The organism is Corynebacterium sp. KPL2838, from assembly GCF_040225455.1.
GTDB classification, from domain to species: Bacteria; Actinomycetota; Actinomycetes; order Mycobacteriales; family Mycobacteriaceae; genus Corynebacterium; species Corynebacterium rhinophilum.
The window spans coordinates 30,415-45,678 of sequence record NZ_JBEHFT010000006.1 but is presented as its reverse complement, the minus strand read 5'-3'; the positions used below and the strand labels follow the sequence as shown (position 1 = coordinate 45,678).

At 61.6% G+C, this 15,264-nt stretch carries 12 protein-coding genes; 10 read left to right on the top strand and 2 right to left on the bottom strand.

The genetic code is table 11. The features are described 5' to 3' along the window. Positions 1 to 11: 11 nt before the first annotated feature. Positions 12 to 1,274 (top strand): carboxylesterase family protein, encoded by a 1,263-nt coding sequence (locus ABRP98_RS03535; protein ID WP_284770260.1) that lies wholly within the window; start codon positions 12 to 14, stop codon positions 1,272 to 1,274. A gap of 12 nt (positions 1,275 to 1,286) precedes the next feature. Here the strand turns inward: ABRP98_RS03535 and idi are convergent, their stop codons facing one another. Next, positions 1,287 to 1,829: an isopentenyl-diphosphate Delta-isomerase gene (idi, locus tag ABRP98_RS03530; RefSeq protein ID WP_349857534.1), complete on the bottom strand. Its 543-nt coding sequence runs from the start codon at positions 1,827 to 1,829 to the stop codon at positions 1,287 to 1,289. After that, positions 1,826 to 2,374 carry a hypothetical protein gene (locus ABRP98_RS03525; RefSeq protein WP_349857532.1) on the bottom strand — a complete coding sequence of 183 codons (549 nt, stop codon included), beginning with the start codon at positions 2,372 to 2,374 and terminating at the stop codon, positions 1,826 to 1,828. Before ABRP98_RS03525 ends, idi begins: the two co-directional genes overlap by 4 nt. A gap of 167 nt (positions 2,375 to 2,541) precedes the next feature. On the opposite strand from ABRP98_RS03525, the gene ABRP98_RS03520 reads away from it, so the two are divergent. The 9 genes from ABRP98_RS03520 (at position 2,542) to ABRP98_RS03480 (ending at position 15,138) form a co-directional block, all read left to right on the top strand. Then, positions 2,542 to 4,428, top strand: a complete 1,887-nt coding sequence (locus ABRP98_RS03520) for an ABC transporter ATP-binding protein (RefSeq protein WP_349857530.1) — start codon at positions 2,542 to 2,544, stop codon at positions 4,426 to 4,428. A gap of 42 nt (positions 4,429 to 4,470) precedes the next feature. Next, on the top strand, positions 4,471 to 5,601 hold the full coding sequence (locus tag ABRP98_RS03515) for a MalY/PatB family protein (RefSeq protein WP_284770256.1): 1,131 nt from the start codon (positions 4,471 to 4,473) through the stop codon (positions 5,599 to 5,601). Between the two features lie 213 nt (positions 5,602 to 5,814). Then, a complete protein-coding gene (gene brnQ / locus ABRP98_RS03510; RefSeq protein WP_349857528.1) occupies positions 5,815 to 7,242 on the top strand; it encodes a branched-chain amino acid transport system II carrier protein in 1,428 nt (475 codons plus the stop codon). A 191-nt stretch (positions 7,243 to 7,433) separates the two neighbouring features. Beyond that, complete coding sequence (locus ABRP98_RS03505; protein WP_284784790.1) at positions 7,434 to 8,453, top strand: LLM class flavin-dependent oxidoreductase; 1,020 nt, start codon at positions 7,434 to 7,436, stop codon at positions 8,451 to 8,453. Between the two features lie 187 nt (positions 8,454 to 8,640). After that, positions 8,641 to 10,161 carry an ABC transporter substrate-binding protein gene (locus ABRP98_RS03500; RefSeq protein WP_349857525.1) on the top strand — a complete coding sequence of 507 codons (1,521 nt, stop codon included), beginning with the start codon at positions 8,641 to 8,643 and terminating at the stop codon, positions 10,159 to 10,161. Continuing rightward, positions 10,158 to 11,123 carry an ABC transporter permease gene (locus ABRP98_RS03495; RefSeq protein ID WP_349857523.1) on the top strand — a complete coding sequence of 322 codons (966 nt, stop codon included), beginning with the start codon at positions 10,158 to 10,160 and terminating at the stop codon, positions 11,121 to 11,123. Before ABRP98_RS03500 ends, ABRP98_RS03495 begins: the two co-directional genes overlap by 4 nt. After that, positions 11,120 to 11,941 (top strand): ABC transporter permease, encoded by an 822-nt coding sequence (locus tag ABRP98_RS03490; protein WP_349857521.1) that lies wholly within the window; start codon positions 11,120 to 11,122, stop codon positions 11,939 to 11,941. Before ABRP98_RS03495 ends, ABRP98_RS03490 begins: the two co-directional genes overlap by 4 nt. Next, entirely contained in the window at positions 11,938 to 13,386 is a 1,449-nt protein-coding gene (locus ABRP98_RS03485; protein WP_349857519.1) for an ATP-binding cassette domain-containing protein, read from the top strand. The genes ABRP98_RS03490 and ABRP98_RS03485 overlap by 4 nt, the downstream gene beginning before the upstream one ends. A 60-nt stretch (positions 13,387 to 13,446) precedes the next feature. After that, on the top strand, positions 13,447 to 15,138 hold the full coding sequence (locus ABRP98_RS03480) for an FUSC family protein (protein ID WP_349857518.1): 1,692 nt from the start codon (positions 13,447 to 13,449) through the stop codon (positions 15,136 to 15,138). Positions 15,139 to 15,264 lie beyond the last annotated feature (126 nt).

The window sequence follows — 15,264 nt, the reverse complement described above, 5'->3', positions numbered from 1 at the left end:
ATCTGGCAGGTATGTCGAGCGCACAGATACCCGTCACCATTGCCACCCCATCTGGACGTATCACCGGCTTTAGCCGCGATGGCCTCTCCTATTTTCATTCGCTGCGCTTTTGCGAAATACCTAGCCGCTTTGCCCCAGCGCGACCGCTGGAAAAACCCCTCGACCAGGATGCACGCACACCGCAACCGGATGAGGTAGCACTCAGCATCACCGCCCCCGACAACGCTGCGGATTGCCCCGTGGTGGTCTATATCCACGGGGGAAGCTTTGAAGGCGGCTCGCATGAGGACGAGCGGGTGCCAGGCACGGTGACGGCCCGCAAGGGCATCATCCAGGTGCGGGTGGGCTACCGCGTGGGCCTGGCCGGTTTTGCTCGCTTTGCTGACGATGAAGCGGACCGCTACCGCGGCATCGATGACTGCGTGCTGGCTTTGGAGTGGTTACAGGACAATATCGAATCCTTTGGCGGGGATAAAACGAATATCACCCTGGTAGGCCAATCCGCCGGTGCGGCGATTAGCCTATGGCTTGCCCGGCGCGATCACTACCGCGGTGCTTTTCGGCGCGTCCTCGCCCTATCGCCTGCCTATCCCCGCGATACCTTTGAGCACCGCGTGGCGGGATTGCACAGGTGCCTCTCGGTACCCATCGAGCCCAATGCCCTGGAATCGCTGTCGCCCGAGGCACTAGAAAAGGGCTACAAAAAGTTCCGCAAGAAGCACCGCTATGACTTGGCCCTCGGCCCGGCACCAATGCAGGCATCTGAATTGGCGGATATCCCCATCGTGGTGAGCTCCACCCGGGATGAGTTTTACGATCTTCCAGCCGGCAAGCGCATCGATAATATGGCCCTGGGCAAGTTTATTTGTAACTACCTTTCCCAGCGCTTCGGCTTCCCACACGGGCGCTACACGCAATGGCGCCAGCTCGCGCAGTACGTGGACCCGGACCGCCTCATGGGCCGGATGATAGGCGATTCCCTCGTTCGCCGCTGGACGGCGCAGGTAGCCTCCGGCGCTCCGGGGCCTACCTGGATGATGGAGTTTACGAGGAAGCTTAAGCCGGCGCTGCACTGCGATGAGCTCTACCCGCTCTTCGGCACCGACTGCGAGCTAAATGAGTGGCTCTGCCACTTCGCCACCACAGGCGAACCGGGCTTCCCCCGCTATGGCAGCGACCACCGCGTGCTCGAATTTGATTTGGATACCGGGGATCGGCGCATTGCCTATGCCACCCTGGATTACGTGGCCGCGGCGTTTTATGAAGAGGACTAACTGCTGCTACACCTACGCCTGAAGCGCCGTGCGCAAGTCAGCTTCCGCCAGTTCCTCGCACATCCACGGGCTAAATACCGCCGGCACGGCATCGGCTGCGGCGATGAGGCGGGTTGGCTCGACCCATTCCCAGGAGTCGACCTCGTCCGGGTTCGGCTGCCACTGCGCCTGGGAATCGAGCTCTATGCAGTAGACGGGGCAGATTTCATTTTCCACAAGGCCGGAGGAGTCTACCGCGCGGTAGGAAAAGGTGGGCAGCACCTCGCGCAGGTTGGACAGCGCGTCTGCCGGAATCCCTAACTCGAATTCGGCGCGGCGAATGACGGCATCGGCAGTCGACTCCCCCGGACCAGGATGCCCGCAGAAGGAATTGGTCCACACGCCGGGCCAGGTTTGTTTGCTCAGCGCCCGACGGGTGATGAGTACTTTTCCTTGGCAGGTAACCCACGCGGAAAAGGCAAAGTGCAAGGCAGTGTCGGTGGTATGCACCTCGGATTTGAGGGCAGTACCAATGGCTTTTCCATCAGCACCCGCCAGGACTACCCGTTCCGTCATAGGTTCAGATCCCCCACCCACGTGACGTTTCCAATGTGTAGGCGGGCATTCCAGAGGTTGCCCGGTGCGACATCGTAACGATATTGCAGGTTAACCGCGGCACCCGCGCCCAGCGGGTGATCGAGGCCCGGGGGTTCCACGCCAGGCGCGGAGTTCTCGTCAAACGGCAGGGCTTTTACCTTAGACCAACCGCCATTTCCGTCGGCGCGCTCGAGGACGGGGTCGTCGAAAGCATCGGTGGGCAGGGCCATTTCGTTTTCATTCTTGAGCAAAATGGTCACCACGGAACCGCCGGAATTACTATCCGTATAAACCCCCTGCAGCTCCCAGCTGACGCCGAGGCCGGCATCTTTCACCGGGCTCGCCAAGTTGGAAGTAACTTCCTTATCGTCGGTGTCTTCCGCTTGATAAGGCGCTTCTTCCGAACTGGAGACGGTGATATTGTCCCCCAACCCGGTCTCTTCCGGCTGGAGAATGCTGCATCCGGCCAGGGTCACGGCGAGAAGGCTGACCACGCCTGCGCCTAAAGTGTGAGAAATTTTCACCGTGGATGGATCCTTTGCACGCGAAGATAACTTTATTTCTGCACAGATACTTTAGCCGAAAGCCCGCCCAAGGTATGCATCTGGGCTGCGCGCCGTGGCTTGTGGCATACTGAACTGTCTCTTTAAGGTACTCTCCCTCCACGCGTCTTTGAATTGAGCATCCCCCCATGAAATCCCTCGTACGCATTACCCGCAGCGCTTCTGCCCTGTGGCCTTATTATCTCGGCGTCTTGCTCGCAGCGACGGTCACTGCCGTCCTTGCGTTGATTTCACCCTTCCTTACCAGGGAAGCCACCGACATTATCGTTGAGGCGCTACAAGCAAATGAGCCGCTTGGCGATGCCCTCCGTGCCGTCCTTTTCCTAGCCCTCGCCCTTTTCCTGGCCGATGCCGCCAATGCTTTATTCCGGAATGTCGGCAGCTATATCGGCGATGTCATGGTCTCGCGCCTGCGCCAGATTTTATCCAATCGCTACTTTGCCAAGCTCTTGGCGCTGCCGCAGGGTTATTACGATAATCAGGTCACCGGCACGATCATTGCCCGGCTGGATCGCTCCATCGCGAATATCACGCAGTTTATCCAGTCCTTTGCCAATAACTTTTTCACGATGATCATCCAGACCATCGCGGTATTAGCCATTACCGCTTGGTATTACTGGCCGCTGACCATATTATTGGCGCTGCTTTTCCCCATTTATATGTGGCTAACCGCGCTGACTTCGAAGCGCTGGCAAAAATTTGAGGCCATTAAAAACGAAAACATCGACCAAGCCAATGGTCGCTTTGCTGAGGTCATAGGCCAGGTCAAAGTCACCAAATCCTTCGTCGCCGAATCCCGCGAGCTGGACCATTTTGCCCAGCGCTATGGCACCGTTGTTGACACCACGCGGCCGCAGTCCCGCTGGTGGCACATGATGGATACCTTCCGCGGCATCGCCATGGCCATAATCTTTTTGGGCATCTATGCGGTCATTTTCTGGCGCACCCTCGAAGGCCACTTTTCCATCGGTGATATGGTCATGCTCTTGCAAATGGTCACCATGGCCAAACAGCCCGTATTCATGATGAGCTGGATGATCGATACGGCCCAGCGCGCTATCGCCGGTTCACGCGACTACTTCAAGGTCATGGAAGAAGACTTGGAGCCCACCGCCCCACGCGAGCTGGTCGCCGCCATCACGGATTCCGGCACCCCCGAGCTCAACCTCACCCCCATCACCCCATTAGAGCCAACGCCCGGCGCGCCGGTCTTTGCCTTTGATGATGTCTCCTTTGCTTATGAAGAAGGAAAGCCCGTCGTCAACAACATCTCCTTTACCGCCCACGAGGGCCAGAAGGTCGCGCTCGTGGGCGAATCGGGCGGCGGTAAATCCACCCTGGTCAACCTGCTGCTGGGCCTTTATCACCCCTCGGCTGGCCACCTCGATGTGCTGGGCCACCGCGTCGATGACCTCACTGCGTCTCGCTTGCGCGCCTCTGTTGGCGTGGTTTTCCAAGAGTCTTACCTCTTTTCGGGCACCATCCGCGACAATATTGCCTATGGCAAGCCCGGGGCCACGGAGGAAGAAATCGTGGACGTCGCTAAGCGCGCCAATGCCCATGACTTCATTGAGGCCTTCCCGGATGGCTATGACACGGTCATCGGCGAGCGCGGGCTAAAACTTTCCGGCGGGCAGAAACAGCGCGTGTCCGTCGCGCGCGCCATGCTGAAAGATGCCCCTATCTTGGTACTCGATGAGGCCACCTCCGCGCTAGATACCAAGGCCGAACGCGCCGTCCAAGCCGGCCTGGATGAGCTGATGAAGGACCGGACCACGCTGATTATCGCGCACCGCCTATCCACCATCGCGGATGTCGATACCATCATCACCCTCGAGGCAGGGCGGATCGATGAAATGGGCTCGCCTGCCGAACTCGCGCAATCCGGCGGCATTTATGCCGAGCTGCTCAAACTCACCCAATCCAGCTCCGCCGCGGACCGCCGCCGGCTGAAAAAGTACGGCTTTGTCACCGGCACCAACTCCCACAGCCAGCACGGCGAAGAAAGTGAATAAATCCACTGGGACTGCTGCGCTTAAAGCGTTAAGCTTGTGTGCATGCAGTTTCCTAGCCTAGAAGAGTTGCAAGCCCGCGGTACCCGCAAGTGGACCGTCTTTGATGAGGACATCCTCCCGCTGTGGATCGCGGAGTCCGATTTCCCCACCGCCCCCGCCGTCAAAAAGGCGCTGCAGGAGATGGTGGATAATGAAACCTTCGGCTATACCCCCTCCCCCAAGGCCTCGGGGCTGCGCGAGGCAGTCGCCGATTTCTATGCGGAGCGCTACGACTGGCGCCCCAATGCCGATCACATCTTCTGGATAGGCGATGTCGTCCGCGGCCTCTTGCTCGGCGTGCAGTACTTTACCCGCGATGATTCCCCCGTCATCGTGCCCGTACCCTCCTACCCACCGCTGCTCGAACTCCCCCGCACGGCGGGGCGCGAGAAGATCGAAACCAGCCTCGAGCTAGATGAAATCGAGCAAGCCTTCAAAGACGGCGCCGGTTCGATTCTTTTGGCCAACCCCTATAATCCGCACGGCCACGTCTTGTCGGAGGACTACCTCCGCGGGTTGGTGGAGTTGGCGGAGAAATACGATGGCCGCATCTTGGCCGATGAGATCCATGCCCCGCTGGTTTATGAAGGAAAGCATATTCCGGTGGCATCGCTAAGCGAGGAAGCAGCGCAGCGCACCATTACGGTCACCGCCACCTCCAAGGCCTTTAATACCGCGGGCCTCAAGTGCGCGCAGATTATCTTTTCCAATGCCGCCGATGCCCAGAAGTGGAACGGGCTTACCGGCGTGGCCAAAGACGGCACCGGCACCTTGGGCGTGCTTGCCGCCGAGGCCGCCTACCGCCACGGCGGGGGCTTCTTGGACGAGGAAATTGAGTACCTGCGCGAGACCCGCGACTGGCTGGTAGAAGAACTGCCGCAGCGCATCCCTGGACTGAAGACTACGCAGCCCCAAGCCACCTACCTGTTGTGGCTGGACTTTTCCGATACCGCCATCGCCGGCAATCCCCAGCCTGCCAAGTGGCTGCGCGAAAACGCCCGCGTGGCCCTCAACGAGGGCGATACCTTTGGCACCGGCGGCCCAGGCCATGCCCGGTTGAACTTCGCCACTTCCCGCGAAATCTTGAGCGAGGCACTCGACCGCATGGAAAAGGCCTTCGCCGAGCTCGACTAGTTCGCAGCCACCCTTTCTCCTCGCCCCATCGCACACGCGATGGGGCATTTATTGTATTTTCACCATGCTTTGATTTCTCAACAGGTGGGCAGTAATATCTCATTACATGAATAGCCCCTATAGGGCTACAGAATTCACATTCCTGGTCGCGCCCTCGCCACCTCGGCTCTCGGCGCGGCTGATGGTTTTAGTACGCAATGTTAAGGAGCCAGGATGGCTACCACCACTGCCTCAGGCACCCCCAAGAGCAAGGCCACCGTTGTCATTGCCTCGCTCATGCTCTTTTCGATGTTCTTCGGCGCCGGCAACCTCATTTTCCCACCGATGGTGGGCGTTTCCGCCGGCACCAACTTCTGGCCCGCCGTGCTGGGCTTCCTTGCCGCCGGCGTGCTCTTGCCCGTCCTGGCCATCATCGCGGTCGCGATTTCCGGCCGTTCCGTCCGTGACTTAGGAGCAAATGGCGGCGCGATCTTCGGCGTCGTCTTTTCCGCCCTGTCCTATCTTTCTATCGGTGCTTTCTACGCGCTCCCGCGTACTGGCGCGGTATCCATGGAAACGGCGATTACTCCCCTGTTGGGCTGGGAAGGCACCATGGCCAGCGGTGCATTCAATACTGTCTTCTTCCTTATCGCGCTGGGCCTGGCGTGGAAACCCAATTCCATCATCGATACCCTGGGCAAATTCCTCACCCCGGCCCTGGTTGCGCTGCTGGTCGTCCTCATTACTTTGGCGGCACTGAATCACCCGCGCGATCCCCAGATGCCCACCGAAGATTACGTCTCTTCCCCCATGGTCACCGGCCTTTTCGAGGGCTATAACACCATGGACGCCATCGCTGGCTTGGCCTTTTCCATCGTCATCGTGGGTTCCCTGCGCTCTAAGGGCTTTAAAACCCAAAAATCCCTGGTGAAGGGCACCATTACCGCAGCGCTGGTCGCCGGTATCCTGCTTGCCGCCATCTACCTGGGCCTCGCCTGGGTGGGCCAGACCTTGCCCGATGGCCAGTCTTATGGATCCGGTGCGCCGCTGCTTGCCGAGGCCGCCAATCTCACCATGGGCACCTTCGGCCAGGCCCTCTTCTCCGCCATCGTTGTCCTCGCCTGCCTGACCACCGCGGTGGGCCTTATCACCGCTACCTCCGCGTTCTTCGAGATGCTGGTGCCGAAGACGAGTTACCACTTGTGGGCCTGCATCTTTACCGCGATGTCCATCCTCTTCGCCTTCCAGGGCCTCGACACCGTGTTGTCCATCGCGGTGCCGTTTATTACCTTCCTGTACCCACCGGCTATCTCCCTTATCCTGCTCACGCTTATCCAGCCGGTGGTAAAGAGGTCCGTCGTGTTCTACTGGACCTACCGCCTTGCCCTGTGGGTATCGGTCATCTGGTCCGCCCTGACCGTCATTTCCGCGCAGGGTTGGGGCACCGCCGCCTTGGATCCCATTTTGTCGCTGGCGCCGGGCCAAGCGGTGGATCTCGGCTGGATTGCACCTACCGTCATCGCGGCCGTCATTGGCCTGATTGTCGATATCTCCACCAAGGCCGGCGAGAAGCACTCCAACTCCGTGACTGCGGCTGCCGATGCTGACGGCGATGCCGTCGTTGACTCGCCGCTCGATGCAGCGGCATCGCCAAAGAGCTAAGATCCCCCTCTCCTTCCACACCCCGCCGTGGGCCCGCATTCCTCGGGTTCCGCGGCGGGGTTTCTGTCTGCGGTGCAACTCAGCTTGGGTCGCCGGGATGCGCATGGTCGCACAAAAAAGGACGGAATAGCCCCGCCCCGCGTACCGTTGCACTATAGGTACTATCCCCGCGAGAAAAGGATTATTTTCCCATGACCGATCACGCGCCACTTTCCGTATTGGACTTTTGCACCATCTATGACGGTGAAACCCCCGCCCAATCCATTAACCGGTCGGTGGAATTAGCCCAAGAAGCCGAAAAACTGGGGTATTCCCGCATGTGGTACACCGAGCACCACAATATGAAGTCCATTATGTCCTCCGCGCCCGCCGTCCTCATCGCACACATCGGCGCTAAGACGGAACGCATCCGGTTGGGCTCCGGCGGGGTGATGCTGCCCAACCACTCGCCGTACGTCATCGCTGAGCAATTCGGCACCCTGGAAGAGATGTACCCAGACCGCATCGACTTGGGCGTCGGCCGTGCCCCCGGCACGGACATGAATACCTTGGGCCGTGCGCTGCGCCGCGATGGGCAGTCCGCCGAGCGCTTCCCAGAAGACGTCAAAGAGCTCAATGCGTACCTCGAGGGCAAGGCCTATATCCCCGGGGTCAGCGCGATTCCCGGTGCTAATACGAACGTTCCTATCTATATTCTAGGCTCGTCCATGTTCGGCGCTTCGCTCGCGGCAAAACTCGGCCTCCCCTATGCCTTTGCCTCCCACTTCGCCCCGCAGCACCTCGAGGAAGCAACCACCTACTACCGGGAAAACTTCCAGCCTTCCGAGCGGTTTAGCGAGCCCTACGTCATCGCCGGAGTAAACGTCACTGCCGCCGATACTATGCAAGAGGCAGAAGCCGAGTACGAGCGCGTGTGCTTCAACCGCGTGAAGTCTTTCGCCGGCCGCGGCAAGTACTTGACCGACCAGCAGGTAGAGCAAATCATCGAGTCTTACCAAGGCCAGCAAATCCTGGACATGCTGCGCTACTCCGCGGTTGGCACCACCAAGGAAGTCACCGAATACTTGGAGAAGTTCCAAGAGCACGCCAAGGCCGATGAGCTCATGATTTCCCTGCAGTCCAGCTCGCACGAGAATGTCATTAAGAACATGCACGTGCTTGCCGAAGGCTGGCAGCTCGATCCAGCCAACGTGGCGGGCACCCCGCGCTAAACCCCGCCTCGCTGCGCTACACAGTGCCGCGTTGGGCCACCCTCGGCCTCAACGCTGGTCGCGCAGCGCCACCGAATCCGCAGCAAAACAACCCGCTGGGATTGCCCTAATTTATGGCAACATATGCCTCCCCTCGAATGGTTTTACGGCGTTTTGTGTTGAACAACACACGCATTATTCTTCATTCATGAAACTTTTTCGTGCGCGCTCAGCACTGGGCTGTCTCGCGATGGCGACAGCGCTGGGTACAGTAACAGCTTGTTCAGCGGGCCATACGGCGGTGGTAGATACCTCCGGAAATGACGCCGCCCTAACGGTGGCGTCTAGTTCGGGAGCCACCTCGCTCGACTTCACCACTACCAGTGGGGCCGCCGCGCCCTCGGTGTTGATGGATAACGTCTATGAGACCTTGGTACGCATCGATGAAGATGGCTCCATCACCCCAGGCTTGGCCAAGGACTGGGACATCAGTGAAGATTCGAAGACCTATACTTTCCACCTGCGCGATGACGTAACTTTTTCCAACGGCGATCCCTTCACCGCGCAGACCGCCGCCTTTTCCATTAATTACGTAAAAAATGACTGGGCCAACGGCATTTCCTCCGCCATGGATCCCGTCGATAGCGCCACCGCGGTAGATGACCACACCCTCAAGGTGCGCCTGGAAAAGCCCTCTAACCGCTGGCTGTGGTCCATGGGCACCACCATCGGCGCGATGATGTCACCTAAGGGCATGGATGACCTTGCAGCGAAGCCTATCGGCACCGGCCCCTACGAGGTGGCGGGATTTTCCCCCTCAGAATTCGTCTCCTTGCACAAGCGCGATGATTACTGGGGCACACCGTCTGAGCACGATGTCACGGTGCGCTATTTCCCCGATGCCATTTCCTCTGTCACCGCGCTGCGTTCTGGCGGTGTGGACGTCGTCTGGGGCGTGGGCAACCCCGAAATCCTCGATTCCCTAGATGATTCCATCGATACCAACGTTGGCACCACCAATGGTGAGGTCTTGCTATCGATGAATAATGACCGCGCCCCCTTCGACGATCCGCGGGTGCGCCAGGCCGTTTCTTACGCCGTCGACCGTCAGGCGGCCAATGACATCGTGTGGTCCGGCATGGCCACCGATACCGGAGGCGCGCCCATGGCGCCCACCGATCCTTGGTTCGAGGGCAAGAACTATTACGACTTCAATCCGGATAAGGCCCGCTCGCTGCTTGCCGATGCCGGCGCTGAGGGTACCCCACTCACCATCACCGTGCCCACGCTTTATTACGCGCAGGCCATCTCTGAGTTGCTGTACTCGCAGCTTTCCGATGTCGGCTTCGACGTCACCCTCGAAAGCGCCGAGTTCCCCGCCGTGTGGCTGGCCCAGGTTCACGGTGCCAAGGACTACCAAATGTCGATTATCTCCCACGTGGAGGCCCGCGATATCCCGGCGCTTTTTGGCAACCCGGATTATTACCTGAATTACGATTCCGCCCGCACGCGCGAGCTGCTCGAAAAGGCAGATACCGCCAAGCCTGAAGACTATCCCCGCCGCATGACGCAGGTTGTGGACCAAATCATGGCCGATGCCGGCGCGCTGACCGTGATGAATATGCCGAATGTCGTTCTAACGCGCCACGGCATCGGCGGCTTGCACACCGATCAGGTCACCGACGCCATCGTGTTGCGCGATCTCACCGACGACAAGGAGGACCAATGAGTAGTTCTCGGGCACAGGCCATAATCCGGCCGCTGCTGCGCTTCGTGCTCACGCTTTTTCTCGCCTCCCTCATCATCTTCGCGCTCATGCGCGCCGTGCCCGGCAACCCGGCGCGCGTCGCGTTGGGGGTTAATGCCACTGATGACGCCATCGCCGAGCTCAGCGCAGACCTCGGCCTCGACCGGCCGCTCATCGCGCAATACGGCGAGTGGATGAAGGGCCTTGCCACCGGCGATTTTGGCAAGTCGCTGTCCTCACAACAGGACATCACCCCGCTGGTTGTGGACCGCCTGCAGGTCACGCTCATCCTCATCGGCCTGGCCATGGCCTTGGCGCTGGCCTGCGCGATTCCCATCGGTATGTGGCTGGCGCACAACCGCAATTCGCGGGTTGCCGGCTTGGTCTCTGCGGGAACGCAGCTGGGCATCGCCGTGCCGAGCTTCTTGGTCGGCATCATCTTGGTGGCCATCTTTGCAGTCCACCTGGGCTGGCTGCCGGCCAATGGTTGGGTTCCGCCCAACCGCGGCGTGGGCGATTTCCTGCGCCACCTGATTCTGCCGGTCATCGCCTTGGCCCTGGTCCAGGGTGCCATGCTTACGCGCTATATGCGCTCCTCGGTGCTCGACGTTATGGACCAGGACTATATCCGCACCGCCCGCGCCCTGGGCGATTCCCCGCGGGAGGCCCTGCACCGCCATGGCCTGCGCAATGCCGCCCTGCCGGTGCTTACGGTCTCTGGCCTGCAATTGACCTCGATGGTGGTAGGCGCCGTGGTCATTGAATCCGTCTTCGTCATTCCCGGCGTGGGTTCCATGCTGCTTGATGCGGTCTCCGTGCGCGATCTGACCACGGTGCAGACCCTCGTCATGCTGCTGGTCACCTTCGCGCTGGCAGTAAACATGCTTACCGATGTCGCCTACCGCCTCATCGACCCCCGAATCAAGGCAGGTGACGCGCGATGAAAATGCGTTTTTCTGGTTGGCTAGGTGCCGTGCTCGTCGGCGCGGTCGTCGTAATCGCCCTCGTATCGCTGGTGTGGACGCCGTACGATCCCACCCTCGCGCAGCCGGGTAGCCGGCTGTCTGGCCCCACCGCGGATCACATCCTGGGCACGGATCGCTTCGGGCGCGATACCGCCTCGCGCATCATGGCGGGCGCGAAAATCACGGTCTTCGTGGGCCTTATCGCCGTCGGCATCGCAGGGCTTATCGGCATCCCGCTGGGGATTCTCGCGGGCATGCGCCGCGGCACCTGGGTAGAAGCGGTGGTCATGCGCGGCGCCGACGTCGTCATCGCCTTCCCCGCGCTCTTGCTCGCCATTATCGCCGGCGCGGTCTGGGGCCCATCTACGCTCACGGCCATGATCGCCATCGGTATTTCCGGCATCCCGTCCTTTGCCCGCGTGGCGCGTTCAGGCACGCTGCAGGTGGTCACGCAGGACTATATCGCCTCCGCCCGCATCTCCGCCGTGCCGGGATGGAAGGTGGCGGTGCGCCATGTCCTCCCGAATATCGCGGGCCTTATCATCGTCCAGGCGTCGGTGTATTTTGCCCTCGCCATCCTCGCGGAGGCGGGCCTGTCCTACCTCGGTTTGGGCACCCCTCCCCCGGCCGCCTCGTGGGGCCGCATGCTGCAGGATTCCCAATCGCTGCTGAGCACCGATCCCCTCCAAGCCCTGTGGCCGGGCCTCGCCATCGCCGCCACGGTCTTGGGCTTTAACCTGCTTAGCGATGCCCTCCGTGACGCCCTCGACCCCCGCATGAAAGGAGCCACGCGATGAGCCTTTTAAGCGTGCGCGATCTCAACCTCAGCGCCTCCGAATCCCCCCTCGTCGGCCCGCTTAGCTTCGATCTCGAGGCGGGCGAAAAGCTCGGCATCATCGGCGAATCCGGCTCCGGTAAATCACTGACCGCACTGTCCATCATGGGCCTGCTGCCCACGGGGATTTCCGCCACCGGCGAGGTCACCGTGGCCGATCACCAGATCATCGGCGCGCGGGATTCCGCCATCCGCCCGCTGCGCGGCAAGACCATGGCCATGGTTTTCCAAGAACCCATGAGCGCGCTGGACCCCTTAATGCGCATTAGCGCCCAGCTCACCCACGCCGGCGCGCACGATACCGCCGCGGCCCTAGAAGAAGTCGATCTCGACGCCGACTTCGCCTCGAGATTTCCCCACCAGCTCTCCGGCGGGCAGCGCCAGCGCGTGCTCTTAGCCATGGCGATGGCAGGCAGCCCCGACCTGCTCATCTGCGATGAGCCCACTACCGCCCTCGATGCCACCACGCAGGACGGGGTCCTCCGCGTCATCGAACGCGTTACCGAACAACGCGGCACTGCACTGCTTTTTATTACCCACGACCTCAACGTCATCCAGCGCATGTGTCCGAGGGTGCTGGTCATGCGCGATGGCGACATCGTGGAGGAAGGCCGCACCGAGCGGGTGCTCACTCAGCCGCGCCACGCCTATACCCAAGAGCTGGTCTCGGCCTCGCAGCCGCCGGACTTCGCCCTCACCCCGGCGGGTGAGGGGAAGGATGTGGTGATGCTGGAGGGCATCGGCAAGCAGCATGGCTCCCAAGCCGCACTGGCGGGGATCGATCTCCGCGTGCGCCGCGGCGAGCGGCTCGGCATCGTCGGCGGCTCCGGTTCCGGCAAAACCAGCCTGCTAAAAATCGTGGCAGGGCTGGATGCCCCGACCTCTGGAACCAGCACCGTGGATGGGCGCGTGCAGATGGTCTTCCAAGACCCGCAAGGTTCTCTGAACCCGCGGCTGAAGATCTGGAAATCCATCGCCGAAGCCATTCCCGGGCGCCTGTCCAAGGCCGAGCAGCGCGAGCGCGCCGCCGCCGCGCTGGAAGAAGTGGGCATTTCCGGCGAGGCGCTCGACCGCTATCCCCACGAGTTTTCCGGCGGGCAGCGCCAACGCATCTCCATCGCCCGCGCCCTATGCGGCGAACCGGATATCCTGCTTGCCGATGAAGCCGTCTCCGCCCTCGACATGTCCGTGCAGGCCCAGGTGCTGGAATTGCTCGCCCGCCTCATCGAGGACCGCGGGCTGACTCTGCTGTTTGTCACCCACGACCTCTCCGTGGTGCGCGGGCTCTGCGATAGGGTCGCCGTGCTCAACCGCGGCGAGCTCGTCGAACACGGACCCACCGAGCGCGTGTGGTCTGCGCCAGAAAGCGACTACACCCGCCGGCTCATCGCCGCCGCTGGGCAATAAGCTCGCGCGGCGTAGGGTGGTTGCGGTAAACATTTCTAGCGAAAGGAGTCCCGCAGGCTCGTGAGCACCGACCACCCTATCCCGCAACGCCCCAGCACCACCCAACTGCTGACCGCCTTTAATACCGCCTCCGTGCGCTGGCCCGGTGCCCTGCGCGCGGCCTTGGCGCTGCTGATTCCCGGCGCCTTCGCCATGCTCACCGGCCACGACTACGCCATCCTGCTGCTGGCCACCGGCGCCTTCGCCGTGATTTTCGGCGAGGGACACCCCTTTCGCACCCGGCCCCGCGTCATCCTCACCGCAGGCTTGGCCCTGACCACCGTGGCGACCGTGGGTGTGCTGGTCGGCCACCTCATTTTCGTCCCCGGGCACGGGCACTGGTGGCTGCTGCTCGCCGGTCTTTATTCCCTCCTGCTCGCCGCGCTTTGCGGCTTTACCCAGAACGCGCTGCGCCTGCCGCCGCCGGGCGCCTTCTTCCTCGTCTTGGTCGGCGGCGGTTCGGTGATGTTGGCGCGGACGGATACGAGTGTTAGCCAGCTGTTCCTCTGGTCCCTGACCGGTGTGCTGGCCAGCCTGCTTTTGGGCATGGCGCCCGCGCTCATTGATGTGCACGGCCCCGAACGCCGCGCCGTCGCAGCCTTGGAGAAGGCCACCGCCGCGTTTGTCTCCGGCGAGGACGATTCCCTCGCCCGCCACCACCAGGCCCAAACGGCGCTGTCGACGGCGTGGCAAGCGCTTGCCGATGCCGGCATCATCCGCGGCGGCCGCATCATCAACTCCGCCGCCGCGGGCTTGGTGAATCGCACCTTGCAGGCCCAAGGGCGCATCGTCGCGCATAACCGCGCGTTGGATTTGGGATCCTCTTCGGATTTGCTTACCGACCACGCCACCGATGTGGATCCGCACCGCACCGCCATCCCGCACACCCGCCCCACCGGGCGCTACCGCATCTACCGCGCCGCGGTGCGGGACTCGCATGCCATGGTGACCACGCAAAAGATCGTGGTCTCCGCCGCCATTACCACGGTAGTCAGCCTGTCTTTAGGTTTTGACCGCCCGGACTGGGGCGTGGTCTCCGCCTTCCTCATGCTGCAGTGGGGACCGGACCACGTCGCCGGCACCGTCCGCGGCATCCACCGCATGCTCGGATCCATCGTCGGCGTCATGCTGTTTTCGGTCTTCCATTACTTCGGCGTGTCCGGATGGAGCTTGCTCTTCGCCCTCGCCGCCTGCCAATTCTGCGCAGAGATTTTCGTGGCCAAGAACTATGCCATCTGCGTCATCTTTTCCACCCCGCTCGCGCTGCTGATGGGCAATTCCGCCCAGCGCCCCCTCTGGCCCACCATCCAGGCGCGCATCAGCGAGGTCCTCATCTCCATCATCGTGGCCACCATCGTACTGTGGTTCTGGCAGCGCTCCGCACCCATCCGCAACCAGCACCGCCTGCAAACCCGCGCCATGGAATCCATGTCCACCCTGCTCGGTCTGCTGTTTATCAATACCCCCGAAGAGGTCCTTGCCAGCCGCCGCGACCTGCAATACGAGCTGCTATCCGAGCGCCGCGCCATGCAATCCCTCGCCGCCGATAACCCCGCCACCGCCCGTGAATTGTGGCAGCGGCACATCGCCATCCAGCACGCGGGCTATTTCTTGCTCGACTATTGCTCCACGCACCCGTTCAGGATGGCAAGCAGGGAAGAACTAGATGGCATCGTCAAGCAGATTCACGCCGCGCATGCCCAACAGCGCTAGCTTGTGGAATGCGCTGCGGTGCTGAACAATTGAGGCCACGACTCCCGCCAAGCTAAGGACACCGTGACTTCTTCCTCCCGCGCCTATAAGCGCTCCCTCGAACCGCACGATAAGGGCAGCGCCGTC

Excerpts from the sequence above, each read along its gene's own strand:
- ABRP98_RS03535 (WP_284770260.1), top strand. The coding sequence starts at position 12 with ATGTCGAGCGCACAGATACCCGTCACCATTGCCACCCCATCTGGACGT.
- idi (WP_349857534.1), bottom strand. The coding sequence starts at position 1,829 with ATGACGGAACGGGTAGTCCTGGCGGGTGCTGATGGAAAAGCCATTGGT.
- ABRP98_RS03520 (WP_349857530.1), top strand. The coding sequence starts at position 2,542 with ATGAAATCCCTCGTACGCATTACCCGCAGCGCTTCTGCCCTGTGGCCT.
- ABRP98_RS03515 (WP_284770256.1), top strand. The coding sequence starts at position 4,471 with ATGCAGTTTCCTAGCCTAGAAGAGTTGCAAGCCCGCGGTACCCGCAAG.
- brnQ (WP_349857528.1), top strand. The coding sequence starts at position 5,815 with ATGGCTACCACCACTGCCTCAGGCACCCCCAAGAGCAAGGCCACCGTT.
- ABRP98_RS03505 (WP_284784790.1), top strand. The coding sequence starts at position 7,434 with ATGACCGATCACGCGCCACTTTCCGTATTGGACTTTTGCACCATCTAT.
- ABRP98_RS03500 (WP_349857525.1), top strand. The coding sequence starts at position 8,641 with ATGAAACTTTTTCGTGCGCGCTCAGCACTGGGCTGTCTCGCGATGGCG.
- ABRP98_RS03495 (WP_349857523.1), top strand. The coding sequence starts at position 10,158 with ATGAGTAGTTCTCGGGCACAGGCCATAATCCGGCCGCTGCTGCGCTTC.
- ABRP98_RS03490 (WP_349857521.1), top strand. The coding sequence starts at position 11,120 with ATGAAAATGCGTTTTTCTGGTTGGCTAGGTGCCGTGCTCGTCGGCGCG.
- ABRP98_RS03485 (WP_349857519.1), top strand. The coding sequence starts at position 11,938 with ATGAGCCTTTTAAGCGTGCGCGATCTCAACCTCAGCGCCTCCGAATCC.